This is a genomic window from Mesorhizobium sp. M1273 (genome assembly GCF_040318195.1).
Classification (GTDB): Bacteria; Pseudomonadota; Alphaproteobacteria; order Rhizobiales; family Rhizobiaceae; genus Mesorhizobium.
In genome coordinates this window covers 44,590-70,091 of sequence record NZ_JAMYLV010000017.1, presented here as the reverse complement: position 1 = coordinate 70,091, position 25,502 = coordinate 44,590, and the positions used below count along the sequence as shown (strand labels likewise).

The 25,502-nt window shown below is 63.6% G+C and carries 26 protein-coding genes; 8 read left to right on the top strand and 18 right to left on the bottom strand.

Annotated features, from left to right (window positions below; genetic code table 11):
• The first annotated feature begins 89 nt into the window (after nucleotides 1-89).
• Nucleotides 90-551 carry a preQ(1) synthase gene (queF, locus tag NKH30_RS19215; RefSeq protein WP_023674394.1) on the top strand — a complete coding sequence of 154 codons (462 nt, stop codon included), beginning with the start codon at nucleotides 90-92 and terminating at the stop codon, nucleotides 549-551.
• Between the two features lie 14 nt (nucleotides 552-565).
• Here the strand turns inward: queF and NKH30_RS19210 are convergent, their stop codons facing one another.
• The 6 genes from NKH30_RS19210 to NKH30_RS19185 form a co-directional block, all read right to left on the bottom strand.
• A complete protein-coding gene (locus NKH30_RS19210; RefSeq protein WP_352473627.1) occupies nucleotides 566-1,351 on the bottom strand; it encodes an alpha/beta hydrolase in 786 nt (261 codons plus the stop codon).
• A gap of 110 nt (nucleotides 1,352-1,461) precedes the next feature.
• Nucleotides 1,462-2,646 carry a mandelate racemase/muconate lactonizing enzyme family protein gene (locus tag NKH30_RS19205; RefSeq protein WP_352542345.1) on the bottom strand — a complete coding sequence of 395 codons (1,185 nt, stop codon included), beginning with the start codon at nucleotides 2,644-2,646 and terminating at the stop codon, nucleotides 1,462-1,464.
• An 11-nt stretch (nucleotides 2,647-2,657) separates the two neighbouring features.
• Nucleotides 2,658-3,215, bottom strand: a complete 558-nt coding sequence (locus NKH30_RS19200) for a hypothetical protein (RefSeq protein WP_352845185.1) — start codon at nucleotides 3,213-3,215, stop codon at nucleotides 2,658-2,660.
• Between the two features lie 4 nt (nucleotides 3,216-3,219).
• The gene (locus NKH30_RS19195) at nucleotides 3,220-3,699 is read right to left on the bottom strand and encodes a DUF3828 domain-containing protein (RefSeq protein WP_352542343.1); all 480 of its coding nucleotides are present in this window, start codon (nucleotides 3,697-3,699) and stop codon (nucleotides 3,220-3,222) included.
• Between the two features lie 105 nt (nucleotides 3,700-3,804).
• Nucleotides 3,805-5,454: an ABC transporter substrate-binding protein gene (locus NKH30_RS19190; protein ID WP_352996602.1), complete on the bottom strand. Its 1,650-nt coding sequence runs from the start codon at nucleotides 5,452-5,454 to the stop codon at nucleotides 3,805-3,807.
• 41 nt (nucleotides 5,455-5,495) lie between these two features.
• A complete protein-coding gene (locus tag NKH30_RS19185) occupies nucleotides 5,496-7,046 on the bottom strand; it encodes a trimethylamine methyltransferase family protein (protein WP_352569798.1) in 1,551 nt (516 codons plus the stop codon).
• A gap of 91 nt (nucleotides 7,047-7,137) precedes the next feature.
• Here NKH30_RS19185 and NKH30_RS19180 point away from each other — a divergent pair, with 91 nt between their 5' ends.
• Entirely contained in the window at nucleotides 7,138-8,040 is a 903-nt protein-coding gene (locus tag NKH30_RS19180; RefSeq protein ID WP_352996600.1) for a LysR substrate-binding domain-containing protein, read from the top strand.
• Nucleotides 8,041-8,057: 17 nt separating this feature from the next.
• On the opposite strand, the gene NKH30_RS19175 is transcribed toward NKH30_RS19180, so the two are convergent.
• Nucleotides 8,058-9,047, bottom strand: a complete 990-nt coding sequence (locus NKH30_RS19175) for a zinc-dependent alcohol dehydrogenase family protein (protein WP_352996598.1) — start codon at nucleotides 9,045-9,047, stop codon at nucleotides 8,058-8,060.
• Between the two features lie 103 nt (nucleotides 9,048-9,150).
• On the opposite strand from NKH30_RS19175, the gene NKH30_RS19170 reads away from it, so the two are divergent.
• Both NKH30_RS19170 and mutL read left to right on the top strand, forming a co-directional pair.
• Entirely contained in the window at nucleotides 9,151-10,053 is a 903-nt protein-coding gene (locus NKH30_RS19170) for a LysR family transcriptional regulator (RefSeq protein WP_352996596.1), read from the top strand.
• 603 nt (nucleotides 10,054-10,656) lie between these two features.
• On the top strand, nucleotides 10,657-12,507 hold the full coding sequence (mutL, locus tag NKH30_RS19165; RefSeq protein WP_352996594.1) for a DNA mismatch repair endonuclease MutL: 1,851 nt from the start codon (nucleotides 10,657-10,659) through the stop codon (nucleotides 12,505-12,507).
• Nucleotides 12,508-12,568: 61 nt separating this feature from the next.
• On the opposite strand, the gene NKH30_RS19160 is transcribed toward mutL, so the two are convergent.
• Together NKH30_RS19160 and NKH30_RS19155 are read right to left on the bottom strand one after the other, a co-directional pair.
• Complete coding sequence (locus NKH30_RS19160; RefSeq protein WP_352541554.1) at nucleotides 12,569-12,913, bottom strand: DUF2185 domain-containing protein; 345 nt, start codon at nucleotides 12,911-12,913, stop codon at nucleotides 12,569-12,571.
• 76 nt (nucleotides 12,914-12,989) lie between these two features.
• Nucleotides 12,990-13,883: a DMT family transporter gene (locus NKH30_RS19155; RefSeq protein WP_352474383.1), complete on the bottom strand. Its 894-nt coding sequence runs from the start codon at nucleotides 13,881-13,883 to the stop codon at nucleotides 12,990-12,992.
• 90 nt (nucleotides 13,884-13,973) lie between these two features.
• Here NKH30_RS19155 and NKH30_RS19150 point away from each other — a divergent pair, with 90 nt between their 5' ends.
• Entirely contained in the window at nucleotides 13,974-14,900 is a 927-nt protein-coding gene (locus NKH30_RS19150) for a LysR substrate-binding domain-containing protein (protein WP_352699095.1), read from the top strand.
• Between the two features lie 223 nt (nucleotides 14,901-15,123).
• Entirely contained in the window at nucleotides 15,124-15,357 is a 234-nt protein-coding gene (locus tag NKH30_RS19145) for a DUF2093 domain-containing protein (RefSeq protein ID WP_031211156.1), read from the top strand.
• Nucleotides 15,358-15,606: 249 nt separating this feature from the next.
• Here NKH30_RS19145 and lpxK read toward each other — a convergent pair whose 3' ends face one another.
• From lpxK to NKH30_RS19110, 7 genes are all read right to left on the bottom strand, one after another.
• Entirely contained in the window at nucleotides 15,607-16,635 is a 1,029-nt protein-coding gene (gene lpxK, locus NKH30_RS19140; RefSeq protein ID WP_352996592.1) for a tetraacyldisaccharide 4'-kinase, read from the bottom strand.
• Between the two features lies 1 nt (nucleotide 16,636).
• Nucleotides 16,637-17,953 carry a lipid IV(A) 3-deoxy-D-manno-octulosonic acid transferase gene (waaA, locus tag NKH30_RS19135; RefSeq protein WP_352474386.1) on the bottom strand — a complete coding sequence of 439 codons (1,317 nt, stop codon included), beginning with the start codon at nucleotides 17,951-17,953 and terminating at the stop codon, nucleotides 16,637-16,639.
• Complete coding sequence (locus NKH30_RS19130; RefSeq protein WP_023717166.1) at nucleotides 17,950-18,729, bottom strand: lysophospholipid acyltransferase family protein; 780 nt, start codon at nucleotides 18,727-18,729, stop codon at nucleotides 17,950-17,952. The genes waaA and NKH30_RS19130 overlap by 4 nt, the downstream gene beginning before the upstream one ends.
• Before the next feature lie 5 nt (nucleotides 18,730-18,734).
• A complete protein-coding gene (locus NKH30_RS19125; protein WP_023674378.1) occupies nucleotides 18,735-18,980 on the bottom strand; it encodes a DUF4170 domain-containing protein in 246 nt (81 codons plus the stop codon).
• Nucleotides 18,981-19,054: 74 nt separating this feature from the next.
• Nucleotides 19,055-19,861 carry a 3'(2'),5'-bisphosphate nucleotidase CysQ gene (locus NKH30_RS19120; RefSeq protein WP_352996590.1) on the bottom strand — a complete coding sequence of 269 codons (807 nt, stop codon included), beginning with the start codon at nucleotides 19,859-19,861 and terminating at the stop codon, nucleotides 19,055-19,057.
• Complete coding sequence (locus NKH30_RS19115) at nucleotides 19,848-21,191, bottom strand: TldD/PmbA family protein (RefSeq protein ID WP_352996588.1); 1,344 nt, start codon at nucleotides 21,189-21,191, stop codon at nucleotides 19,848-19,850. Before NKH30_RS19115 ends, NKH30_RS19120 begins: the two co-directional genes overlap by 14 nt.
• A gap of 253 nt (nucleotides 21,192-21,444) precedes the next feature.
• Nucleotides 21,445-22,134 (bottom strand): DUF8692 domain-containing protein, encoded by a 690-nt coding sequence (locus NKH30_RS19110; protein ID WP_352685493.1) that lies wholly within the window; start codon nucleotides 22,132-22,134, stop codon nucleotides 21,445-21,447.
• Between the two features lie 89 nt (nucleotides 22,135-22,223).
• Between NKH30_RS19110 and NKH30_RS19105 the strand changes: the two genes are divergently transcribed.
• Nucleotides 22,224-22,358, top strand: coding sequence for a hypothetical protein (locus NKH30_RS19105; RefSeq protein WP_352474393.1), 135 nt, complete (start codon nucleotides 22,224-22,226; stop codon nucleotides 22,356-22,358).
• Nucleotides 22,359-22,484: 126 nt separating this feature from the next.
• Here NKH30_RS19105 and epmA read toward each other — a convergent pair whose 3' ends face one another.
• Nucleotides 22,485-23,531, bottom strand: coding sequence for an EF-P lysine aminoacylase EpmA (gene epmA, locus NKH30_RS19100; RefSeq protein WP_352996586.1), 1,047 nt, complete (start codon nucleotides 23,529-23,531; stop codon nucleotides 22,485-22,487).
• 114 nt (nucleotides 23,532-23,645) lie between these two features.
• Here epmA and efp point away from each other — a divergent pair, with 114 nt between their 5' ends.
• A complete protein-coding gene (gene efp, locus NKH30_RS19095) occupies nucleotides 23,646-24,212 on the top strand; it encodes an elongation factor P (RefSeq protein WP_023674374.1) in 567 nt (188 codons plus the stop codon).
• A gap of 131 nt (nucleotides 24,213-24,343) precedes the next feature.
• On the opposite strand, the gene NKH30_RS19090 is transcribed toward efp, so the two are convergent.
• A complete protein-coding gene (locus NKH30_RS19090) occupies nucleotides 24,344-25,351 on the bottom strand; it encodes an AraC family transcriptional regulator (protein WP_352926185.1) in 1,008 nt (335 codons plus the stop codon).
• Nucleotides 25,352-25,502 lie beyond the last annotated feature (151 nt).

The following is a 25,502-nucleotide window of genomic DNA, read 5'->3' as shown; positions in this document are numbered from 1 at the left end:
GCTAATGAGCGGCAAATTTTGTTTTTACGCATGTCGCTGTCCCAAAATCGCTGCGCAGTTTTGGGCGACATGCAGCAAGGAACCTGCTCATGACCGATACGAAAAACCTCACCCAGCTCGGCACCAACGTCGAGGCGCCACAGAGCCCTGAAGCGGCAGTCCTGGAAACCGTGCCGTTTTCGCGTGGCGACGGCCCGCCGGCCATCGTTCGCTTCACCTGCCCGGAATTCACTTCGCTCTGCCCGGTCACCGGCCAGCCGGACTTCGCCCATATCGTCATCGACTACGCACCCGATGCGCTGCTGGTGGAATCGAAGTCGCTCAAGCTGTTCATGACCTCGTTTCGCAACCATGGCGCCTTCCACGAAGAATGCACCGTCATGATCGGCCGCCGCATCATCGCCGCGACCAAGCCATTGTGGTTGCGCATCGGCGGCTACTGGTATCCGCGCGGTGGCATTCCGATCGACGTGTTCTGGCAAACCGGCGCGCCGCCGGAAGGTGTGTGGTTGCCCGACACCGGCGTCGCCCCCTATCGCGGGCGCGGCTGATCGGACGGAGCGGCTCACCTGATCCCGGTCCGGCACAGGTTGGTCTCCAGGAAAGGCATCACCGCGTCGCGGTACCGCTGTTGGTCATAGCGATAGAGATCAACATGCCGCGCGCCGTCGAACCAGACCAGCTTTGCGTCAGCGCCTGCCGCATCTTTCAACGCCAGTGTCTGGCTGCGAGCGACAAACGGATCCGAATTGCCTGCTAGCAGCAATATCGGCCGATCAATCGCGCCGATGCGATCGACCGGCCTGACATCATCTACCCCGAAGCCAAGGCGGAGCTGCATCTGCGCCAAGAGGATGGTCGCCTGTATGTCGCGCAACATAGGCAAGGGCGCTCGCAACGCCGTGGTTTCCAGCAAAGTCGCGTAGAGCTGCTCCAGGACATAAGCGTCGGCATGCTCCTGCTGAGCGCCAAATACAAAAGCAGCCGCACCGAGCGACGAGCCGATGGCCGCCACCTTGCGACCGGCGAAGCGTTGCCGGGCAAAGGCGAGGATGCGGCTGGCGTCCTGCCGTTCGATGTAACCAAAGCCTCTGATATCGCCGCCGCTTTCGCCATGTCCCGACAGATCGAACAGCACGATCGAGTAGCCGCTTTCGAAAAGCAGCTTCGCTCTTGGAACCATGGCCAGCTTGTTTGAACCACGTCCGTGTAACAGCACGATTGTTCCGCAACTGTCCTGCCGATCCGCCACCCAACCGGCAAGGTCGGGCGCGCCCTCCCGCTTCAGAACGATGCGCTCCACCGGTAACCCCACAGGCAGCGTGAAGCTTTGCTGAGGCACGCGGGCCACCGCGTGGCTTCCTGCCTCCCAGGTGACAGCGCAGGCCAGGACGCAAACCGCCGCGAATAAAGCAACCACGACAGGACCTCTTCTCATCGATCGGTCACGTGCACTTCGCATCAGTTGAGCGGCAGCCGCCGGTAGCGGCTGGGGCTGTTCGGGTCGCTGAAATGGTGCATCGGCCCGTGTTCGGCAAAGTGCGCTGACCAGCGTTTCATTGCCGCCGGATCGAGTTCGACGCCCAGCCCGTCACCCTCCGGCACGCGCACCGTATTGCCCGTCTGGCGGAAAGGACCGTCCTTGATGACATCGCCGATCTGCCAGCGAAACAACGACTGCGACGCCTCGGTGATCCACGGTGTCGCCGCCACGACGTGCAGATAAGCCGATGTCATGATGCCGAGATCGTTCGAATAGCACCAGAACCCCTTGCCCATCGCCTCACAGGCGGCGATGAATTTCAGAGTTTTCGACAATCCGCCGAGTGCTGCGAAATTGCAGACGAAGTAATCCGGCGCACCGAGCGCGACTGCCCGTCTGAGATCCGGGATGTGCGTCGAGAACGGAATGCGCGAATGCTGGCGCAGCGCAGCCATCTCCTCGAAGGTCGCGACCGGATCCTCGTAGTTGCGGATGTTGAACGGCTCGATCTCGCGCAGCACCCAGCGCGCTGTGGTCAGCGACCACTGCATGTTGGAATCGAGTTTGATCTGCGCTTTATCGCCAAGCGCCTCGCGCAGCATGCGCACTGTCCTGATCTCGAGCTCGGGATCGCCCATGATCAGCTTGCCCTCGAAAATCGTCGAGCCGTGCTGTTCTCGCATGCCGAGACAGTAGTCGACGATCGCTTCGGCGGTCATCTCGCCGCCGGCTCCGCCGTGAGCGGGGCGAAAGGCGAAATATTCCGAAAACGGAATGTCCTTGCGCACCGCGCCGCCGAGCAGCTTGTAGAGCGGCATGCCGAAGACCTTGCCTCTTATATCCCACAGCGCCAGTTCGACGGCGCCGAACGCCACCGTGGCTGCATTCTCGCCGGTGTTGGCGGTAATCTGCCAGGGCGGCACGCAGCGCGCCTCGCAGTCGGCGATGTCGAGCGGATCGGCGCCAATCAGCGCCGGCGCGATCTCGGCCTTGATCACCTCGCCGAAATGCCACCATGGCGCCTCGCCCAGTCCGACCACGCCTTCGTCCGTCTCGACCTCGATGATCGATTTCGAGGCGCCGCCGTAGAGACCAGCCGTCCACCAGAACGGAGCATCGAGCGGGACGTTGACGTGGGTGACGCGGATGTTGGTGATCTTCATCGGTTCCGTTCTCACTCACACTGGTATTGGCTTAGCGCCCATTCGCCGGTCACCGAGAGCAGGTCCGATATCTTCCAGTCGCCATCGATCTTTTTGAACTTCCATTCCAGCCGGTGCGGATTGCCGGAGACGACAAAAGCGACGACGACCTTGGCCTCGTCGCCCTTGATCGCTTCGATGGTCTTCAGGCTCTTGTCGATCTCCGCCTTTTCGTATTCGGAATTGTCGAGCGCCATGTTGGGATCGAGGCACTCGCCCTGCCCCGACCTCCGCAGCGCGTCGCTCTTGTCCAGCACCGACTTTGCCGGGTCGGTGAAATGACCCCGCTGAGCCGGATCGACCTCGAGCCCGGCATGCTCGTAGAACGGCTTCACCACCGCGGTCGGCGAGCCCGGCTGCACGGCTGCGGCCGGCGCGTTTTCTGCCGGCGGCGAAACTGCCGGCGGAGGTGCCGCACTGTCGGCCGGCGCATTTGCGGGCGGCGCGCCGAATAGGCCCTGAGCGGCGGCGCTGCTCAATCCGGCCAGCAGGCACGCAGTCGCCAAAATCCAGGGACGGCAGCGAAGCACGGCATCACTCCGGCGACTGTCCGGCCAGGCATTCGAGCGCACTCAGGGTCCAGCCGCTGGTCTTCGAGGTAATGTCGGCGACCTTCCACTGGCCGTCGATCTTCTTCAACGACCAGACCATTTCGCGTTTGGAACCATCGCCTTCCGGAAAAAGGTTGAACGTCGCCGTCACCTCGGCGCTGTCGCCGTCCAGCGTTTCGGCCAGCGTCAGCGTCTTGGCCACGGTCTTCTCGTCATAGTCCTGCGCATCGAGACCAGGGGCGAAGTCGATGCAGGGAACTTCATCCGGATGGTTCTTTGCCGCATTGTCGTTCAATTCGAACAGTTTCGTCACCGGCGCGGTGAAGCGGTCGCGATATTGCGCATCGGCCTCGAACTTGACCGACGGGACATAAAAGAACTTCACGGCGTTGGCAGCAGGGCCGGCAAACGCGGCCGCCGGCACGGCCATCGAAAGCGCGGCAACAAAAAGTGGCAGTTTCATGGGTGTCCCCGATTGTTCACTGACGGAAGCTATCAGTACCACGCATCTTGCCCGTCGGCCTTCTTGCGGTCCATGAAATCCTGCAACGCGTCCTCTGCTGGCAACTCAGGCGTTCAGCCAGACGTTCTGGAGATCCATCTCGAAGGTTTGGTGGACACCGTAGTTCTTCACCTTCTCGTTCATGTGGCTGAACAGCTTCTGCCAAAACGGCTGAATGATGACGCCCGAATCTTGCAGGATCTGCTTGATGTCCTTCATGACCTCGCGGCGCTTTTCCACGTCGATGAGCGAAAGAGCCTGCTTGAGCTTGGCGTCGAAATCAGGGTTCGAGTAGCCGGTTTCGTTCCAGGCCTCGCCGGTGCGATAGCCGAGCGCCAGCACCTGTACGCCAAGCGGGCGCATGTACCAGATGGTCATCGAATAGGGGTATTTCGTCCAGTCGTTCCAGAATGTCGATCCCGGCAGCACGGTGCGCTTCACCTTGATCCCGGCATCGCGCAACTGGCCGGCAATAGCGTCGCCGGTGTTCTTTTGCCAATCGTCCTCGACGGTGATCAGTTCATGCTCGAAGTCGTCCTGCCCGGCATCGGCCATAAGCTTCCTGGCGCCCGCGGCGTCGCGTGTCTTCTTGGGCAGCGCGTAGTATTCCGGATGAATCGGACTGACGTGGTGGTTTTCACCAACAGTGCCTCGCCCGGCGTAGCCAAGTTCGAGCACCGCTTTGTTGTCGACGGCCATCTGGAGGGCGTTGCGAACCCGCTTGTCGTCATAGGGCTTGTTCGTGATGTTGGTCCGGGCGACGAGCGTGGTCGCTGTCGCAACCTCCGATTTGACCAGCCCCATCTTGTCGAGAATGTCTATGAAGTCGGCCGGCGTCTCGAAATTGAGGTCGATTTCGCCGGAGTCGAATGCATTTATCGAGGCGTTGAAATCGGTTCCGTAGTCGATGAATTCGACGCCGTCGAGAAGCGCTTCACCGCCCCACCATTTGCCATTCTCACGACGCTTGACGACCGCTTTCTGGCCGACCGCATAAGACACCAGTTCGAACGGCCCGGTGCCAATCGGCTTCTCGATCGGATTGGCGCCGTCGGCGTCGAAGTTGCGATGGACCACCAGCGCCGGATAGTCGGTGAAGTTCGGGATCAGCGAGACGTCCGGCTCGTTCAGCTTCAGCTTCACCGTGTTGTCGTCGACCTTGGTGATCGCCCCTTCCCTGGCCTTGCCGGTCTTTGCATCGATCAGCGCACCGACGCGCGCGGCCATCGAATTGCCGGCGGCAGCCTTCTCGCACCAGCGCGTCAGATTGTAGGCCACGTCATCGGCGTTGAAAGCATCGCCGTTGTTCCAGGCGATGCCCTTGCGCACATGCAGCACGTATTCGGTGGCGTCGTCGTTGACCTCCCAGCTTTCGAGCAGAACCGGCTCGAATGTGAACTGGCGGGTGTAGCGTACGAGCGGCTCGAGCCAGCAGCGTGAAATGTTCGCAAGTTCCACCCAGTCGTAGGTGCGCGTGTCCTTTTGCGCCTTCACCGACATCGAAACGTGCAGCGTTCCGCCTTTCTTCGGCTCTTCAGCCAAAGCCCGCTCCGGCACGGCAAGTCCAATCATGCCGTAGGCAAGGGCCGTCGATGCGCCGAAAGCGCTTGCCAGGGCCAGAAACTCCCGCCGGTCGACGCGACCGGCGCGCGCCTCGCTGGCCATTGCTTCGATGGCGCTCGGTACGCTATCGCCGTTGCTTCTGAAGAGTGTCATTTTTTCCTCCCTTATGGTTCGCATCGGGTCTTCGCCCGTGATCAACTAACGCTGTCCGGCAGTTTCTCCTCGCGCCGCGCAATCAAATCTTTGAGACCATCGGCGATGCCCTCATCGAGCTTCGGCTCCTCATAATCGGCGAGCATGTTGCGCGCTTTCTCGCGGCCGCGGGTGTCGTGGTCCTTTGCTCCTTCCGCCTTCCACTGTTCGAATGAATTGAAGTCCATGATGCTCGGTATGAAGAAGGCGGACTCGAAATGTTCAAGCGTGTGCTGGGTGCCGAGGAAATGGCCCTGCGGTCCGACCTCGCGGATAGCCGCCATAGCCTCCTTGAAATCGTCGAATGGCAGCCCGCCAGCATATTTATACCAGCCGACAAGCTGCTCGCAGTCGGTGGCAAATTTCGAATAGCCGCAGGTCAGGCCGGCTTCGAGCCAACCGGCGGAGTGCCAGATGTAGTTGGCGCCGGCAAGGATGGCGGCATGCATCAGCATGTTCGCCTCGTAGCCCGCCTGGGCGTCGTTCAGCTTCGAGCCGACATGGAAACCGGACGTGCGCCACGGCAGACGATACTTCCGCGCCAGCGCGCCCATGAGATACATCATCTGGGCCGCCTCCGGCGTGCCGCCCATGGGAGCGCCGGTCTTCATGTCGACCGTCACCATGAACTGTCCGTAGATCTGCGGCGAACCCGGACGCAGGAGCTGTGTGAACGCGACGCCCGCCAGCGCTTCGGCATTGACCTGCGCGACCGCACCGACGGCAGAGGCCGAAGTCGAGGCGCCGCAAAGGGCGAAGGGGGCGAGGATCAGCGGCTGGTTGTGGCGCGCATAGACTTTCATCGCGTCCAGCATGGTGGCGTCCCACACCAGCGGCGAATTGCAGTTGGTGATCGACACCAGAACCGGGTTGTCGCGGACAAAATCCTCGCCGAACACGATGCCTGCCATCGCCATCGTGTCTTCGGCTCGATCCCTGGAGGTCACGATGCCCATGAACGGCTTGTCGGAGTGCTTCAGCGCCGAATGGATGATGTGGAGATGACGTTTCGGCACCGCGATTTCCATCGGCTCGCAGATGATCGAGCTCGACGAGTGCAGCGCCGGCGCCATGTAGGCGAGCTTGTGGAAATTGTTGAGGTCGGCGAGTGTGCCGTAGCGCCTGTTGTTGTCGAGGTCGCGCACGTAAGGCGCCCCGTACATCGGCACGAAGATGGAGTTGTTTCCACCCACACGTACGGAACGCTGGGGATTCCTCGCATTGAGCGTGAACTCCGACGGGACCTTCGAGATGAGCTCCATCAGCAGAGCGCGGTCGATCCGGACCCTTGTCTCCGAGACATCGGCGCCCGCCGCCTTCCACATTGCGATCGCCTCGTCGTCGCGGAACTCGCATCCGACTTCTTCGAGGATGGAGAGCGACTCCTGGTGGATCAGCTCAACCGCCTCGTCCGGGACCATCTGATAGACGGGAATCTGACGGACCAGGGTTGGAAACGACGCTATGGGTGCGCCCCGCAGCGCCTTGCGCCCCAGGCGGCCGCCGCTGCGGCGGTTGGTGTGTTCGCTCACTTCAACGGCCGGTGCGTTCATGAAGGCTCCATCTTCCTGTCTCGACCAATCTAGCCGGACAAAATGCGGCTGTGACGCTGGAAAATCCTGATCTCTTGTATAAGCTCAGCTTATGCGAAGCTTGCGCCACCTGCTGCCGTCGGCCGGCAGCCTGATCGTTTTCGAGGCCGCCGGGCGGCTGTCGAGCTTTACCGCCGCCGGGCGGGAGCTCGGCATGACGCAGGCTGCCGTCTCCTATGCGATCCGCGGGCTCGAAGAGCAGCTCGGCGCCAAACTCTTCCAGCGCCGCCACCGGCAAGTCAGCCTGACCGAGGCCGGCGACCGCTTCCATGCCGACGTCTCGCTCGGCCTGTCGCACATTCGCAAGTCGGCGGAGGATCTGCGCCAGATCGCCGTCGGCGCGCATGTGACACTCGCCGCCTCGACCGCCTTTGCCTCGTTCTGGATGATGCCGCGCCTGCAGCAGTTTCGCGACGAATTGCCGGGCATCGACCTGCGCATCCAGACCGCCGACCGCGATCTCGACATCATCGCCGAAGACATCCCGCTCGGCGTCCGCGGCGGCGAGCCCAGGGAATGGCCGGATTATCATTCGCTGCCGCTGGCCGATGAGGTGATATTCCCCGTTGCCGGTATTAGTTATGTGGCACGGTTCGGGCTGCCGGAGGGTGTCGCGGACCTTCAATCGCACCGCCTCATCCATCTCGAAGAGCCGTTTCGCGAGGCCGCGAGCTGGGACGAATGGTTCGCCTCGGCCGGTGTCGACATCGCCGATGCCGGACGCGGCTTGCGCATCAACGACTATGCGCTGGTGATCCAGGCAGTCATGGAAGGGCAAGGCATCGCGCTCGGCTGGGGTCACCTCGCCGAGCGGCTGCTGGCATCAGGGCTGCTGGTGCGCGTCACCGGCCACACGATGACGACCGGCAAGGGCTTTCATGTCATCTGGTCGAAGAACCGCGAACTCAGCGACAACGCCCGCAAGGTGCGGGACTGGCTGGCGGCGCAGGCGTGAGGCCGATAAATGCCCGGTCAAACGGTCACGACGATCTTGCCGAATTGCTCGTTCGATTCGAGATAGCGGTGCGCCTCGACGATCTGGTCGAACGGAAAGGTTCTGGCGATTGCCGGCTTCAGCGAACCCGAGCTCAGTCCGTCAAGGATGAACGCCTTGGCGGCCTGCAGCCGGACCGGATCGCGCACGATCTCATGGACGAGATAACCGCGCATCGTCAGTGTCTTTGCCAGCACTGCAGGTAGTGGAAAGGGTGTCGGGTCGAGGCTCAAGCCGCCATATTCGATGAGAATGCCGCCCGGTGCCATCGCCGCCGTCAGAGGCTTGAAAATCGGGCCGCCGACGGCATCGAACACCACGCGCACGCCGTCCGGGCCGGCGATTCGCTTCAGCCTGGCTTCCAGGTCCTCCTCTGCCGAGGCGATGACGTGGGCCGCGCCGAACTCAAGCAAAGCCCGCTTCTTGGCAGATGTCCGTGTGACCGCGATCGGGGTCGCGCCAACCATGTTGGCGATCTGGATCGCGGCAAGTCCGACGCTGCTCGAGGCCGCGGTAATGACAACAAAGTCCTCGCTTTGGAGGTTGGCAATGTCGATCAGCGCACCGTAGGCGGTGAGATATTGCATCCACGCTGCGGCGGCTTCTTCCCAACTCAGCGATGGTGGATGCTTGACGACGAGCTCGGCGGGATATGTGGCAATCTCACCATAGGCGGGCCAGCGGGCCATCGATAATGGCGGCACGATGCTGACGGCATCGCCAGGCGCAAACCCGTCCACGCCTTCGCCGACCATCTCGACGATACCCGCCGCCTCGAGCCCAAGACCGGAAGGCAACGGCGCGGTCTGGATGTAGGTCCCCGAACGCAGCAGCGCGTCGGCGCGGTTTATACCCAACGCCTTGACGCGGATCTGAATCTCACCGCTCGTGGGCGCAGGCGTGTCAACATTCTCGATGCGCAGGACCTCGGGACCACCGAGCTCATGAAAGCGAACGACACGTGCCATCGGTCACAACTCCAAAATATTTGAACTGAATCAGCTATGCCAGCGCTCATCAGGCGGATAAATAGCCGCTTGAGTAGATCAGCAGAAACTGTAGGTTTTGAATATGGATCGCCTTACGAGCATGGCCGTGTTCGTCAAAGCCGTCGACCTGGGCTCGTTCGCAGCCGCGGCGGCGGCTCTCGATCTGTCCGGGCCGATGGTCGGCAAGCATGTCCGGTTTCTCGAGGAGCGCCTGAGCGTGCGCCTCATCAACCGGACCACGCGCCGCCAAAGCCTGACCGATTTCGGGCGCGCCTACTATGAACGCTGCCGGCTGGTGCTTGCCGAAGCGGAGGCCGCGGATGCACTCGCCGCCGACCAGCTTGCCGAACCGCGCGGAAAGCTGCGTGTCCTCATGCCGGTGCATTTCGGCCGGCGCTGCGTTGCCCCGATCCTGTTCGGGTTTGCGCAGCAATATCCGGCGCTGGAACTTGACCTGTCGTTCAGTGATGCCATCGCCGACCTCGCCGAGGACGGCTGCGATCTTGCCATTAGAACCGGCGACCTGGAGGACCAGACCGGGGTGATGGCGCGTCGCATCGCGCGCCAGCACATGGTCGTCTGCGCGTCGCCGTCCTATCTCGACCGGCACGGCCAGCCGCAGGAAATAGATGACCTCGGCAGCCGTCACGCGATCATCTACCGCCGTTCCGGGCGTGCCGTTCAGCCGTGGCTGTTTCCGCGCAATGGCCACCCCGCGATTGAGGTCAGGCCCGTCAGCAGATTACGGCTCGACGATCTCGATGCCATCGCCGATGCCGCGGCGGCCGGCATGGGGCTCGCCTGGCTGCCATACTGGATGGTTCGCGAGCGCATCCAGGCCGGCGTACTTGTCCCGCTGTTGCCGGAACAATCCCGGTTTCTCTACGACGTTCATGCCCTGTGGTTGCAGACGCCTCATCTGCCGATGAAGGTCCGCCTTGCCGTCGATGCACTGTCGGCAGCGCTGCCCAAGCTCATGACTTGAATGCACGGTCGCGGTTATCTGCGTGGATTTCCTCGAGAACGACTCGACGCAAGCGCAAGCCGTTCGAGGCGAGGCTTCGTCGATGGGCTCGGCAGCGCCGCTATCGATCCGCTCGCGCCTCGCATTGGGCGACAGTGCCCCCGAGATCCGCATCGAGGGTGTCCGCGATCGAGCCTGCGGCGGCACCTGCGGCGCAGTGGTAGAAACACGAAACTATATGGTCAGGTTTCGAATATACAGGAGATAAAATAGAAAAACTGTTAGCAATATCGAAATAACCGTCCAAATAGTAAACCAAATTATTCTCGCAATACGACTCTTTCGACGCTGTATCCATCGAGCGAAATTTACCATCAAGTAATCTAGGATGACGTCCAAATGTCGCCTCCAACGGCCATTCGCTTCGGATTTTGGCCTTCGCCCGACTAATTCTAATAAGTCAATTGGGGGCCAAGCCCATTCACTTCAACAATATTCCTATCTCTACATCGTGGCGGGACAGCACCCCCCTCTGGCGGAGCAACGGAGCGGTCTCACTGCCTTGCTACGGTCAACGCTATTCTCCCCCTCTCGCATCGACCACGAATCCGCCTATAGTGCCCCATGCCCATCCGCCAGCTTTCCGAAACGATGATCAACCAGATCGCCGCCGGTGAAGTCATCGAGCGTCCGGCAAGCGTGGTCAAGGAACTGGTCGAGAACGCGCTGGATGCAGGCGCTACCAGAGTCGAGATCGTCACCGCCGGCGGCGGGCTGAACCTGATCCGCGTCAGCGACGACGGCTCGGGCATTCCGGAAAAGGAACTGGCGCTGGCGATCGCGCGCCATTGCACCTCCAAGCTCGCCGACAACATTCACGACATCCGTTCGCTCGGCTTTCGCGGCGAGGCCTTGCCGTCAATCGGCTCGGTGGCGCGGCTGTCGATCCGCTCGCGCACCGCGTCCAGTGAAAACGCCGCCGAGATCGGTATCGACGGCGGCCGCGTCTCCGCGGTCAGGCCGGCGGCGGCCAATCGCGGAACCACGGTCGAGGTGCGCGACCTGTTCTTCGCCACGCCCGCAAGGCTCAAATTCATGAAGGGCGAGCGCGCCGAAAGCTCGGCCATTAGCGACGTGGTCAAGCGCATCGCCATCGCCTTTCCCGCCGTGCGCTTCACCCTGGCCGGCCCGGACCGCTCGACGCTGGAACTGCCGGCGACCGACGACAGCCCGGAAGGCCGGCTGCGCCGGGTGGCGCAGGTGATGGGCGCCGACTTTCCGGACAATGCGATCGCCATCGACGCGATGCGGGACGGCGTGCATCTCGCCGGCCATGTCTCGGTCCCCTCCTTCACCCGCGCCAACGCGCTGCAGCAATACGCCTATGTCAACGGCCGTCCGGTGCGTGACAAACTGATCGCCGGCGCCATTCGCGGCGCCTTCGCCGACGTGCTGCCGCGCGACCGCCATGCCGCCACCGTGCTGTTCCTGAGGCTCGATCCGGCGATCGTCGACGTCAACGTCCATCCGGCCAAGGCAGACGTGCGCTTCCGCGACCCGGGGCTGGTGCGCGGGCTGATCGTCGGCGCCATCCGCGAAGCGCTGGCCAATGCCGGCATCCGCGCCGCCACCACCGGGGCCGCCGGCATGATGGCGGCGTTCCGGCCAGGCGCCGCATCCTATGCGCATGGTGGCCCGGCCAACGGTCACCGCAGCTACGAGGCCGCCTATCGGGCATCGGGCTTTGCCGGGTTCGATCCTGCCCGTTCGCCGCAGCGGCCGCTCAATATGGGCGACGGGTTCGGCGAGGACGAGCAGGCGGCCTTCGACGCCGGGCCGCTGCACAGCGCCGATGCGCGCGCCGGGCAAAACGAAGCGGCGGAAACGCTGCTCGGCACGGCGCTGGGCGCGGCGCGCGCGCAAGTGCACGAGAATTATATCGTCGCCCAGACCAGGGATTCGCTGGTCATCGTCGACCAGCACGCGGCACATGAGCGGCTGGTCTACGAGGCCTTGAAGAACGCCCTCCACTCACGCTCGGTGCCGTCGCAGATGCTGCTGTTGCCCGAGATTGTCGATCTGTCGGAAGAGGATGCCGAGCGGCTTGCTAGGCATTCCGAGACGCTGGCCCGCTTCGGCCTCGGCATCGAGCGCTTCGGCCCCGGTGCCGTCGCGGTGCGCGAGACGCCGTCGATGCTCGGCGAGACCAACGTCCAGCAGCTGGTGCGCGATCTCGCCGACGAGATCGCCGACAACGACACGGTCGACACGCTGAAGGAGCGGCTGGACAGAATAGCCGCGACCATGGCCTGCCACGGCTCGGTACGTTCCGGCCGCCTGCTCAAACCGGAAGAGATGAACGCGCTGCTGCGGCAGATGGAGGCGACGCCGGGCTCCGGCACCTGCAACCATGGCCGCCCGACCTATATCGAGCTCAAGCTGGCGGATATCGAGAGGCTGTTTGGGAGGCGGTGAGAAGGTCGCTCGCGCTGGCGCTGTCTATAACTCGCTAGCAAGGCTGGTTCCACAGGCGGCTTTAATCATCATCTGGGGGTTCGAACTTCTGACGGACAAACTTCCCCTCGATTCTCAAAAACGCACTTCCACAAGGCGCCTCTAAACAAGAGGTAATGAGCGGGTCGTAATTCGCAATTGTATTGACATCGTACAACCCGGAATTGTTGGGGTCGTTGATGTATTCGTCAGATTCATCGCCTGCAAAAAAGCACCATCCGCTATCAACCGGATGATCTGGCGTTTCGCGGTAAAGATAGCCTACTTGCGCGCCATCCACGGTGATGCGGTCGGTCGCAATACAGCTGCCGTAACCAACTGCTATTGGGCGAAACGTCGAACCATCCCTGAAAAACGTCTTAGGCATTCAAAGCTCACTGGTGGCAACCGTACTTCTAGTTAAATCAGCCGCGTACGCCACCAGCAGTCAAGCACTAAAGCTCTCATCTCTTCAAATTCACCACGATGACGCCGCCCAGCGCCAGCGCGCCGCCGAAGATGCCAAGCAGCGTCGGCACCTCGCCCAGCCAGAAGAAGCCGATCAGCGTCGCCATCGGCGACACCAGATAGAGGAAGTTCGAGGCACGCGCCGCGGGCAGGCGGGAAAGCGCTGTTGCCCAGGCAGCGTAGGCGATCAGGCTGGGTACGATGCCGAGAAAGATGACGGCGCCGAGCCCGGCGGTGTCGGCGACCGCTGCCTGCGCCAGACCGCTCGGCAGGAACGGCGACAGGCAGAGCGCGCCAAGCACCATGTTCGAGGCCGAGATCGTCAGCGGGTGATGGTGGGCAAACAGCGGCTTCTGGACGATGGTGTTGACGGCCGAGCACAGCGCCGAGCCGAGGACAAGCAGCGCACCATTGTTGAAATGCAGCCCTTGCCCCTCGCCCATGGCGATGATCCCGATACCGGCGAAGGACAGGAATGTGCCGGCCCAGGCGAGGCCCGAGAAGCGTTCGCCGAGCAGCGCCATGGCCATGATGGCGGTGAAGATCGGGCTGACATTGATGATGAAGCCGGCCGCACCGGCCGAAACGGTCAGCTCGCCGAAATTGAGCATCACCGTGTAGAGCGCGACGAAGACGGCACCACCGAAGACAAAGCGCCAGAGTTCATCGAGCCTGGGCAGCGCCGGCCGCTTGACCGCGAGGAAGATCGCCGCCGGAACCGCGGCGATGGCAAAGCGCAGCGCGCCAAGTTCCAGCGGCCCGAAAGCAGCAAGGCCGGCGCGGATCGCCGGAAAGGCGGAGGCCCAGCCGACCACCGTCAGCGCCACCGCGATGGCAGCCGTGGCATCCATGCGCTGTGTCGTATTCAACGTGCCGGTGTAAGCGCTCATCTGGGTGTCCTCGCGATCCAATGCCATGAAGTAGAGAAACGCTATTGCGGGTCGGTTGACAAACGAACAAATCGAGGATCACCTGTGACTATGGATCACAGCTTAGACCCGATGCTGCCGCTCGAAACGCTGCGCGCCTTCGACGCCGCGGCTCGGACCGGCAGCTTTTCGGCGGCGGCCGAGAAGCTCAACATCACTCACGGCGCCGTCAGCCGGCAGATCGCCAAGCTCGAGGGTTGGCTCGGGCTGAAAGTCTTCGATCGCGGCGCGCGCGGCGTCTCGCTGACCATCGAGGGCAACCGGCTGCATCTGCGCACCACCGAAGCCTTTGCCCTGATCGCCAGCAATTCGGATCGCTGGGTCGAGCCGCGCGGCACGGCGGTGGTGCGGCTGACCTCGATCCCTTCGGTCAGCGGGCTGTGGCTGATGCCGCGTATGGCGGCGCTGGAGAACCACCCGTCGAAGCTGCGTATAGTGCTCGACGTCGACATCCGCCAGGGCGATCTTGCCGACGAGGGCATCGACCTGTCGATCCGCTGCGGGCGCGGTCGCATTCCGGGCCGGATCTCGGTGCAGCTTTTCGAAGAATATGTGTTCCCGGTCGCCTCGCCGGAATTGGCCAGGGAGATCGGCCGCGGAGATCCTGCCCGGCTGCTCGAATTTCCGCTGATCAACGATTCCGACGCTTCGGCCTGGCGCGCCTGGTTTGCGGCGCAGGAGATGGACTATCGGCCGCGGCCGCACGACCGCCGTTTCGAGGACTACAATCTGGTGCTCGACGCCGCCGCGCACGGGCTCGGTATTGCGCTGGCACGTCCGCCGTTGACGGTGGACCAATTGAAATCGGGCCGCATCGTCGCCGTCGACGAACGCAGTGCGCTGAGCCCGATATCCTACTGGCTCGACCGGCCGCTGGGGCGCCCGCGCGCCGCCGCCGCCGAACTCGCCCGGCGCATCGCCGTCCAGGCCGGGCTGCCAGCGAAGAAGATCGAGCAGTTTATCACCGCCGAGGAATGAGAAGCGCGTCGCGTTCGACCGGCCTCATGCGACGCGCTTCAGGTTCTTGTGTTTATGCATGTCGCGCAAAACCGCTGCACACTTTTGCGCGACATGCATTGGCATCCGCTTTGCCGGCTTGTTCGAGCAAGTGTCACCAGAAACAGAACCAGGCGAGGCCAACCGAGCTTGACCTCGCCGCAATTTGTGGCGATGACATCGTCATGAATTTCGGCACCACCCCATGATGAACCGTTTCGAAGGACCCGGCGGCAAGGAAGCCCGCATCCGCTATCTCGACGGCGACTTCCAGGTGACCAGCCCCGGCGCCTTCGTGCGCTGTGCGGTGACCGGCGAGAGCATCCCGCTCGACGAGCTCAAATACTGGAGTGTCGCCAGGCAGGAACCCTATGTGAACGCCGCCGCCTCGCTGCGCCGCGAGATCGAAGCGCATCCGGAACTGCGCCGCCGACGCTAGTCCAGCGCAAATGTAAGCCGCCCCGTTGCGATCCTGCGCCCTCTGCCGCGGCGTCAGGCCGGCAACACCGAAACCTTAGAGGCCATGAAATAAAAAAACCGCCTCAAGCTCGAGGGCGGGCCACCGGCGAATCATCACCATACCCAAATTACTAGCATAGCTGCCGGCACAAAGCAAGAACAAAATACGCTCGACCGGCGGAAAGCTGCAAATTCCAGTCCCGCATTGCCTCGGTGCTCACGCTTCTGGTCAGCCTTTAAGCCGGCGCTGCCGCCAGGCATCCAGCGTCTCGTCGATGATGCGTTGCGGCACATGGTCGAGCTCGAAGACGGTGTCGATCTCCAGCACATCGAGCCCGTCGAGGAATTCCGGCGGTGCCGCGCCGTGACGCAGGCGGGCAGCGTCCTTGGCGGTGGTAATGAGACCAAGCCCGGCTTTACGTGCTGTCGCCGCCAATTCGGCAAGCTCGTCCGCACTGTAGAAATGATGGTCAGGAAACGGTCGGGTCAGCGCAAGCTCGCCGCCGGCCTCGGCTACGGTGTCGAAAAACCTGTCGGGATGGCCAATGCCGGCGAACGCCAGGAACCGCCTGCCGGCCAGCGTCACCTTGCTGCTCGGGGCAGTGTGCGCCTCGAAGATCGGCCTGCCGGCGCGCGCTGCCTGGCGCACGACCGTATCGGCCGCGGTGCCCTCGCCCATCTTCAGCAAGGCGCTGGTGAAGACCAATTGGTCGACGATCTTTGCCCGCAGCGGCCCGCCGGGGATGACGCGGCCATTGCCGATGCCATGTCGCGCGTCGACGACGACGAGCGCATAGTCGATGTGGATGCGCGCGCTCTGAAAACCGTCATCCATGATCAGGAAATCGCAGCCGAGCTTCCCCAGCAGAAGCCTGGCGCCGGCGGCCCGGTTCGGCGTCACCGCGACCGGGGCGTGTTCGGCCAGAAGCAGCGGCTCGTCGCCGACATGCTTGGCGGCATCGTGGTGCGGATCGACGATATGCGGCTGCGCGAAGGAGCCGCCATGGCCGCGCGACAGGAAACCCGGATTAAGCTGCATGCGCCTGGCCTGCTCGGCCAGCGCGATCGCCACCGGCGTCTTGCCGGTGCCGCCGACGGTGAAGTTGCCGACGCAGAGCACCGGCGCCTCGACCTTTTCACGCGGCGCGTGCCGCATGCGGCGACCGGCGACAAGCGCATAGACGGCGGAGAGCGGCGACAGCGCCGTGACCCGCCAGTCCGGCTCTTCCCACCAGAAGGGCGGCGCTTCCGAGGTCACGTCAGCGCCCGTTCGCGCCCTTCAGGCGCGACTTGACGACCAGCGGCTGGATATAGGGCTCAAGCGACCTGAGCGTATGCGCCAGCGCACCGCGCATCTCGTCGACCGTCGCCGCACCCGCCGCCATCATCTCATGGCGGGCCGCCTCGTTGGTCAAAAGGAAATTAACGGCGCCGGCCAGCATATCGCGGTCGCGCACCAGCTTGGCGCCGCCGCTATCGAGCAGGCGCTGATAGGCCTCGCGAAAATTCTGGACGTTGCGGCCGGCAAGCACTGCCGTCTCCAGCATGGCTGGTTCCAGCGGGTTCTGGCCGCCCTCGGAAGTCAGCGAACGGCCGACAAAGGCAATTTCCGTCAGCCTCAGATAAAGCCCCATCTCGCCGATCGTGTCGCCGAGCAGAATATCGGTGTCGGCGGTGATCCTGTCGCCCTTGCTGCGCTGCGCCAGCTTCAGGCCCATGCCGGAAATCTGGGCGGCCAGCTGCCCGGCGCGATCGGGATGGCGCGGCACGATGATCGTTAAAAGCCCGTGGTGGCGCTTGTGCAGCATGGCGTGAACTTCGGCGGCGACCGCCTCTTCGCCGTCATGGGTCGAGATCGCCGCCCAGGTCGGGCGGCCGCCGATCTGGCGTTTCAGCGCCGCCAGTGCCCGCTCGTCGGCCGGCGGCGGCGCGGTGTCGACCTTGAGATTGCCGGATACAGTGACCGGCCTGGCGCCGAGCGAAAGGAAGCGCTCGCCATCGAGGTCCGACTGGGCAACGACATGGGCGAGATTTTCGAACAATGCTTCGGCAATGTTGGCGCGCTTCTTCCACGACTTGAAGGAGCGGTCGGACAGCCTGCCGTTGACCAGAACCTGCGGCACGCGGCGGGCGCCGAGTTCCAGGATGGTCATCGGCCAGATCTCCGATTCGGCGATGATCGCCAGGTCCGGCTGCCAATGGTCGAGGAAGCGGCTGACCGCCGGCTTGAGGTCGAGCGGCACATATTGGTGGATGATGCGGTCGCCCAGCCGTTCTTCGGCGACCTGCGCCGAGGTGACCGTGCCCGTCGTCAGCACGATGTTGACGCCGTAATCGAGAATGCTCTCGACCAGCGGCACGACGGCGATGGTCTCGCCGACGCTGGCTGCATGGATCCAGATCACCGGGCCTTCGGGGCGCTCGCGTCCGGCGACGCCGTAGCGTTCGCGCCGGCGAATGCGATCCTCCTTGCCTCTGGAAGTGCGCCAGGCGACATAAGGCCCGGCCAACGGGTAGGCGGCCGCCCCCGCGAAACGGTATGCGGTCAGGAAGGCGCGCGCCCAGCGCACACTCATTTCGAACCGTCCACAAGGCGATAGGCCTCGGCGGTCGCGGCATTAAGCGAGGCCGTGACCTCCTGGCGCTTGCGTTCCATTTCGGCGGCGTCGGCGTTGGCCGGCACGAAGACAGGCGTGCCGACGACGATCGAGGAGCGGCCGAAGGGCAGGTTGATCGTCGTCTTGTCCCAGCTGCCCTCGATCACCTTGCGGCGGCTGGTGGCTATCGCGGCAGGCAGGATCGGCCGGCCGGACAGCCGCGCCAGAAGGACGACGCCGAGCCCCGCATCGCGCGGCGTGCCGTGGGGAATATCAGCAATCATGGCGACATTCTTGCCGGTGGCGAGCGACTTTTTGAGGGCGATGAGCGCCTTGGCCCCGCCCTTGTCGAGATGCCTTGCGCTTTCGCGCCCGCCAGAGCCGCGCACCGCCTCGATGCCGAATTTCTCGACCATCAGCGCGTTGAGCTCGGCATCGGCGCTGCGCGATACCATGGCAACCAGCGGCCGTCCCTTGGGATAGTAGGCCGGGGTCAGCAGGTGCTGGCCGTGCCAGAGCGCGATGATGCCAGGCTCGAGCTGCGCATAGGCGCCGCCGGAAAACTTGGCCGATCCGTCGACCATGCGGTTGGTCAAGCGGACAAGGCGGACGAAATACGCAAACAGCGCGGCAAGCGCATTCTTGACGAATCGCGACTGCGCCAGCGGTTCGCGGATCTTGCGCCAGAACGTCTTCGGCTTGCGACGTCTGACCGCCGACCGCGGGGCTGATCGCTTGACCGCTTCATGGTTCATCGATGTCAACCGACAGCCTTGTTTTCGGGGTCGAGGAGGCGGTGCAGGTGAACGACGAAATAGCGCATATGGGCATTGTCGACGCTAGCTTGCGCCTTGGCCTTCCAGACGGCGTGCGCCGATTGGTAATCCGGATAAATGCCGACAATATCGAGCGCGTCGAGATCGCGGAATTCGGTGCCGCCCAGCTTCTTGAGTTCGCCGCCGAACACCAGGTGCAAAAGCTGCTTCTTTCCGTCTTCAGCGGCCATGTCGATCCTTCACATATCGTGAGTTTGGGACAGGTCTAGACCAAAGCCGCCGACTTTGGAACTATTGATAGTGGTCAATTGTCCAGCCCGGCGATGACGCCGGCGAGCACGGCGAGGAGTTCGCCGCTGCCGGCGGCGAGCGGTCCGTGACGGATCACTTCGCCGGCATAGAGCGGCGCGCGGCCATGCCGATCGAGCAAGGCTCCGCCTGCCTCGCGCAGGATGAGATCGGCCGCGGCGATGTCCCAGTCATGTGCGTTGGCCTTGACGAAGGTGGCATCGAGCTGGCCGCCGGCGATCATCGCCAGCCGGTAGGCGAGCGAAGGAATATAGGGCACGCGCTTCAGCCGTTTGTGCCATTTCGCCGGCAGCAGGTCGATCATCGCCTTCGGTCCGGCGATTTCGGCCGTTTCCGCCAGCGGACGCACGCTGATGCGCCTGCCGTTCAGGAACGCGCCCTCGCCCGGCAGCGCCCAATAGATTTCGCCCTTCGCCGGGCAGTCGAGTACGCCGGCAAGCGTTCGGCCGTTCTCGACCACAGCGACGCTGACGCACCATGTGGGCAGGCCCTCGAGGAAGCCGCGCGTGCCGTCGATCGGATCGACGACGAAGGTGCGGCGCGCGACAAGCCTTACCGGGTCGTCGACGGTTTCCTCCGACAGCCAGCCATAATCCGGCCGGGCCGCCAGCAAGGTCTCGCGCAGATATTTGTCGGCGGCGTGATCGGCTTCGCTGACCGGCGAGGTGCCGCCCTTCATCCACACTTGCGGATTGTTGTTGAAGTATTGCATGGCGATGAGCCCCGCCTCGCGGGCGGCATCGCGCAACAGCTGCAGGTCTTCAGTAGCGCCGGCCGAGACGGCCGGGTCAAGCTCCGGCAAGGGTCATTCCTTCGATCAAAAGCGTGGGCGCGGCGGTGCCGAAATTGCGGTCGAGATCGCTCGCCGGAACCATGTTGAGGAACATCGTCTTCAGATTGGAGGCGATGGTCACCTCGGCGACGGGATAGGCCAGCTCGCCATTTTCGATCCAGAAGCCGGAAGCGCCGCGGCTATATTCGCCGGTCACCATGTCGACGCCCTGGCCGAACACTTCGGTGACGTAGAAGCCGGTCTTGAGCGACTTGATCAGCTCTTCCGGCGTATTTTCCCCGGGCTCGATGGCGAGATTGGTCGACGACGGCGAGACCGACGAGCCGCTGCGCGAGCCGCGCCCATTGGTGACGAGGCCAAGTTCCCGAGCCGCCGAAGTCGACAGGAACCAGTGGTTGAGCACGCCCTTGTCGACCATGAACAGTTTTTCGCCCTCGACGCCTTCGCCGTCGAACGGGCGCGAGGCCTGTCCACGGCGCCGGAGCGGCTCGTCGGTGACGGTGATTGCGGCCGAAGCCACCTTCTTGCCCATCATGTCGCGGAGAAAGCTGGTCTTGCGCGCCACCGCGGCGCCATTGATGGCACCGGCAAGGTGGCCGGCAATGCCGCGCGCCACACGCGGATCGAACACCACGTCGACAGGCCCGGTCGCCGCCTTGCGCGCGCCAATGCGGCGTACAGCGCGCTCACCGGCCTTGCGGCCGATGTCTTCCGGCGCGTCGAGATCGGAAAAATGCTGGCGCGAGGAGAATTCGTAGTCGCGCTCCATGCCGGTGCCCTCGCCGGCGATCACGCTGGTCGAGCGCGAAAAACGCGAGGCGACGTAGTGGCCGACGAAGCCGTGCGAGGTGGCGAGCACCAGGCCGCCAAGCCCGGCACTGGCGCCACTGCCGGCCGAATTGGTGACGCCCTTGACGGCAAGCGCCGCCGCTTCGGCGGCAAGCGCTGCTTCCTTCAACTGGTCCGCCGACACCTCGGTGGCGTCGAACAGATCGAGGTCGCGCGGTTTCTTGACCAGCAAGGCCGGGTCGGCGAGGCCCTGATAGGGATCCTCGGGGGACACCTTGGCCATGGCGACCGCGCGCTCGGCCAGTATATTGGGGTTGGATGCCGCTGTTGCCGAAACGCTGGCTACCCGCTTGCCGACGAAGACGCGCAGCGAGACGTCCTCGCTCTCGGACGCCTCTGTGCCTTCGACCTTGCCAAGCCGCACCGACACGCCGGTCGAGCGGCCACGTACCGCAACGGCATCGGCGGCATCGGCGCCGGCCCGTTTGGCAGCCTCGACCAGGGCCGCGACGCGATCGGTCAGTTTCGCTGCGTCGAGCGTATCGGTCATGCGCATGATCCTGTTATTTCCGGCCGGCTGAAGGGCAGCCGCTGCTGCACCATCTATTGTCCCGATGCCGCTTCTGCAATGGGAGAAGCGGACAATCAGGAGGCATCTAGCCCCAGGTCAGCGCGACCGATCCAGAGATGGTGCGTCCTTCCAGACGCACAAAGGACGGCTTAGATCCGAGGTGGCCGTGACCGAAAGCCGCGACGGCGGCACCGCTGCCGGCGACGAGTCGAAGATGCGGCGTGTGCGACCGTCAGCCTGTAGAGTTGGGATCGGCTGGATCCACCCACGGGCGGCCCAACCGTGTCACCATCGCCGCGTACCCGACGGCACCTGCCGCCCAAAGGAAGATGCCAAGCTCTTTGACAGCGTCTTCGGCGATGTCGACCGCCGAACCCGGGCTAGGAAACAGCTCTCCCAGCTGGTCGATCGCTGCTGACATCGCGAGTAAGAAGCCTGCGGCCACAAATACGATCGAGCCGTCGAATGTCTTCCGTCGCAGCCGAAAGAACCAGAACAACCCGGCGACGGCGTAGGCAATCATCGTAACAATCTCTGGTATCGCGACAAACGGCAGCACGTCCTCATGGATCAACAACAGGTCATCGAGGCCCATGACCAAGGTAAGGCCGCCGAGAAACGTGCAATCCCATCGGTGCGTGAGCAGACCGGCAAACAGGGTCGCCGCGCCGGTGCCGATCCACAGTGAAGCACCTAGGGACGAAATCCACCCCGTATAGAAGCCGACATCCGCGGCTGCAGATGGATCTCGATAGAAGATTGTAGCGTCCAGACCAAGAGTTTGCGCGACGAACAGCGCGGCCAAGAGCATCACAACGTTAATCGCCACGGCCGCAAGTATGACCAAGCGCCAGGACATTGTCCATTCGCTGCTATGTTTTGCGTTCAGCGCGTTTTTGTCTGGCATTGTGCCGAAGGCCATTCTGAGTACGACGGCCGATAGCTCCGCGGCGCCGAGAACCCCGCCAGCACTATGCCGGCCCACCATGATCGTGGCAACACACGGAACGGTTGCAGCGTCTCGCACATGACGAGGTCGTCGCGGTGCAGTTCCTGGCCAGCGCCAACCAACGCACCATGCCGCTCGAAATGTTCATCGGCTTGCGCGAAAAGCTCTCCCCGGCAATAGCGCCGCCGCCACGCTGATGATGGGGCTGTCGACAATCCTCCTGGTCGTCGCCAATCTTCTGGCTCGACGGAGCCGGCGGCGGCCTGGACCGACCATCTGATCCTGGCTTTCAAGCCCGGCGAGATCGGCTTGTCCAACCTTCCTCAGGGACCAGCCACCGGCGTCCAGATCACGTCGTCGATCCTGAGCGCGCCGGTGGCGAGCATCACCAGCCGGTCGAAGCCGAGCGCCGCGCCGCTCGCCTGCGGCATGATGGCGAGCGCGGCGAGGAAATCCTCGTCGATCGGGTAACGTTCGCCATAGACGCGCTGCTTCTCATCCATTTCGGCGGCAAAGCGCCGGCGCTGCTCGGCCGGATCGGTCAATTCGCCAAAGGCGTTGGCGAGCTCGACGCCGCAGCAATAGAGCTCGAAGCGCTCGGCGGTGCGTGGATCGTCGGCGCTCGGCCTGGCCAGTGCCGCCTCCGAGATCGGATATCCGAAAAGAATGGTAGCGCGCCCCTGCCCCAGCGCTGGCTCGATTTTTTCGACCATCACCCGGCTGAACAGGTCGGCCCAATTGTCGTCGGGCGCGGTCCGCAATCCGGCCTGGACCAGGGCGGCATGCAACCCCGCGCGGTCGGTGCTGCCATCGGCGGCAACCGTCGCCAGCAGATCGATGCCGGCATGGCGCATGAAAGCTTCGGCGACGCTCAACCGTTCCGGCCCGGCGAACGGATCGGCCTCGCGGCCGCGGAAGCTAAAACGCTTCGCTCCGGCCCGTTCGGCCGCCAGCGCTACGAGCTCGGCGCAATCGCGCATCAGGCTCTCATAGGTCTCGCCGACACGGTACCATTCGAGCATGGTGAACTCAGGATGGTGCAAGGGGCCGCGCTCGCGGTTGCGCCAGACAGCCCCGAGGCTGAAGATGCGCTCCTCGCCGGCGGCAAGCAGCTTCTTGCAGGCGAATTCCGGCGACGTGTGGAGGTAGAGCGGCTGGCGCTGCCCGTCCGGCCCGATCGCCTCGCTGGCAAAGGCCGACAGGTGCGCTTCATTGCCGGGCGAGACCTGCAGGGCCGATGTATCCACCTCGACGAAGTCGCGGCGGGCGAACCAGTCGCGCGTCCCGGCGGCAATGGCATTGCGCAGGATTAGCCGCGGCCGGCGGTCGGCGTGGACATGCGGCGTCCACCACGGCGAGGCGGCGGTCATCGGCTTCAGGGGAATTGCACAGAGGGCTGGCGATTGCGGCCAAGATGCGCTAGGCCGCACGCAACGGCCTCTCCAGCCGATTTGCGCCAACAAATTTTATCAGGATGGAAACCCGTGAAGGTCATCGCCAGCTCCTTACGCAAAGGCAACGTCGTCGAAAAGGACGGCAAGCTTTATGTGATCCTCTTTGCCGAAAACATTCATCCTGGCAAGGGTACGCCGGTCACCCAGCTCGACATGCGGCGTATCTCCGACGGGGTAAAGGTTTCCGAGCGTTACCGCACCACCGAGCAGGTCGAGCGCGCCTATGTCGAGGAGCGCGAGCACACGTTCCTCTACCGTGACGGCGAAGGCTTTCACTTCATGAATCCGGAGACTTACGACCAGGTCGCGGTGCCGGAAAGCGTGGTCGGCGACATGGCGCCCTATCTGGTGGAAGGCATGCCGGTGCAGATCTCGCAATACAACAACATCGCCATCTCGCTGGTACTGCCGCAGCGCGCCACTTTCGAGGTGGTCGAGACCGAGCCGGTGACCAAGGGCCAGACGGCGTCCTCGTCCTACAAGCCGGCAACGCTGTCCAACGGCGTGCGTACCCTGGTGCCGCCACACATCAGCGCCGGCACCCGCGTGGTGGTGATGACCGCCGATGGCGCCTATGTCGAGCGCGCGAAAGATTAAGGCGCGAAGTCTGACACGCCTCGCCGAAGGCGTCGCGGCGGCCGGTCATCGTCTACCGCTTTGTGCTAGGGGCTTTCGAGCATTGGGACGCTGCACGCGGACCGAAGCGTCAACGCCCTGCCAGTTCTTTCCTATTGCACGACGCCAGCGGGCAATCTCTGAGCCTCGAGCAACGCCGACCGTCCCTTTCGCCAGGTGCCAGGTGGAATGCCGACGAACTTTTTGAAGGCGCGATTGAAGGCGGCTTCCGACTCGTAGCCGACCTCGGCACCCGCTTGCGCGATGCTCATTTCGGGGCGTTCGAGCAAGCGTCCTGCCAGTTGCAGACGCCAGCGAGCAAGATAGTGCATGGGAGAGACCTCGACATAGTGGGTAAAGCGGCTCGCAAACGCCGTGCGCGAGAGCCCTACTTCGCGGGCGAGCCGGTCCAATGTCCATTCCTCCCCGGGGCGAGCGTGGATGAGCCGGAGCGCCTCGCCGACATGTGGATCCCGTAGGCCTGACAGCCAGCCGCGCGAATCGTCGGGCAGGGTCTCGAGATGGCGGCGGATGATCTCGACAAACATCAGCTCGCTCAGCTTGGCGAGTATCGTCTCACAGCCCGCCCGCCCACTGCCACCTTCGGCCAGCGCCAGCCGAAAAAGGTCGATAACCCAGCTGCTTCCATCGGCGGGCTTGCGGGCACACAGGATGGCCGGCAATGCGGCCAGGAGAGGATTGAAGGGACGTGCATCGCAGCCAAGATACCCGCAAATGAACCGGGTCCGCTCGTCTCCGCCGCCACCATGGATCACCGCGAACGGCAGGCTCTCGTCTATCGGCCGATAATACATCGCCATATTGGGTTCGCCCCGCGCCCCCGGCGAGGAGCTCAACACGTTCGGAACACCACCGGGGAAGACAACGACATCACCGGCGTTCACGAGCACCGGCGGCACCGAATCGTCTCCCAGCGCGGCCCAGCACGAGCCCGACATCACGGCATGAAAGGAAATGATGTGCTCTGCCTCCGGCATGACGGCGGCGGCAATGTCGGCCGTGCCCGGCGACTCGCCAACCCAGGGAGAGCTGGCGTCGACGTCGAAATAGATCGCCCCGGTGAGGCGAACGGCTCGGAGCACATCGGAAAGGACATCCATGCACTACACCTCCGGAAACGATCGGCTACTCCCTTTGACAACGAGTTTTTCCGCCAGGCATCTCGAACTATCCGGCAATATGGCCGCCCGAGCAACTATCCATCCGGTCTAATCCTACTCTGAACGATCGGGCAACAGAAATGGACGATGT

Coding starts and splice junctions, on each gene's coding strand:
- NKH30_RS19110 (WP_352685493.1), bottom strand. CDS start 22,134: ATGGCCTTCGGCACAATGCCAGACAAAAACGCGCTGAACGCAAAACAT.
- NKH30_RS19185 (WP_352569798.1), bottom strand. CDS start 7,046: ATGAACGCACCGGCCGTTGAAGTGAGCGAACACACCAACCGCCGCAGC.
- waaA (WP_352474386.1), bottom strand. CDS start 17,953: ATGAGTGTGCGCTGGGCGCGCGCCTTCCTGACCGCATACCGTTTCGCG.
- NKH30_RS19130 (WP_023717166.1), bottom strand. CDS start 18,729: ATGAACCATGAAGCGGTCAAGCGATCAGCCCCGCGGTCGGCGGTCAGA.
- NKH30_RS19090 (WP_352926185.1), bottom strand. CDS start 25,351: ATGGATGTCCTTTCCGATGTGCTCCGAGCCGTTCGCCTCACCGGGGCG.
- NKH30_RS19150 (WP_352699095.1), top strand. CDS start 13,974: ATGGATCACAGCTTAGACCCGATGCTGCCGCTCGAAACGCTGCGCGCC.
- NKH30_RS19145 (WP_031211156.1), top strand. CDS start 15,124: ATGATGAACCGTTTCGAAGGACCCGGCGGCAAGGAAGCCCGCATCCGC.
- NKH30_RS19170 (WP_352996596.1), top strand. CDS start 9,151: ATGGATCGCCTTACGAGCATGGCCGTGTTCGTCAAAGCCGTCGACCTG.
- NKH30_RS19115 (WP_352996588.1), bottom strand. CDS start 21,191: ATGACCGATACGCTCGACGCAGCGAAACTGACCGATCGCGTCGCGGCC.
- mutL (WP_352996594.1), top strand. CDS start 10,657: ATGCCCATCCGCCAGCTTTCCGAAACGATGATCAACCAGATCGCCGCC.
- NKH30_RS19195 (WP_352542343.1), bottom strand. CDS start 3,699: ATGAAACTGCCACTTTTTGTTGCCGCGCTTTCGATGGCCGTGCCGGCG.
- NKH30_RS19180 (WP_352996600.1), top strand. CDS start 7,138: ATGCGAAGCTTGCGCCACCTGCTGCCGTCGGCCGGCAGCCTGATCGTT.
- NKH30_RS19205 (WP_352542345.1), bottom strand. CDS start 2,646: ATGAAGATCACCAACATCCGCGTCACCCACGTCAACGTCCCGCTCGAT.
- NKH30_RS19155 (WP_352474383.1), bottom strand. CDS start 13,883: ATGAGCGCTTACACCGGCACGTTGAATACGACACAGCGCATGGATGCC.
- NKH30_RS19190 (WP_352996602.1), bottom strand. CDS start 5,454: ATGACACTCTTCAGAAGCAACGGCGATAGCGTACCGAGCGCCATCGAA.
- NKH30_RS19175 (WP_352996598.1), bottom strand. CDS start 9,047: ATGGCACGTGTCGTTCGCTTTCATGAGCTCGGTGGTCCCGAGGTCCTG.
- epmA (WP_352996586.1), bottom strand. CDS start 23,531: ATGACCGCCGCCTCGCCGTGGTGGACGCCGCATGTCCACGCCGACCGC.
- NKH30_RS19125 (WP_023674378.1), bottom strand. CDS start 18,980: ATGGCCGCTGAAGACGGAAAGAAGCAGCTTTTGCACCTGGTGTTCGGC.
- NKH30_RS19160 (WP_352541554.1), bottom strand. CDS start 12,913: ATGCCTAAGACGTTTTTCAGGGATGGTTCGACGTTTCGCCCAATAGCA.
- queF (WP_023674394.1), top strand. CDS start 90: ATGACCGATACGAAAAACCTCACCCAGCTCGGCACCAACGTCGAGGCG.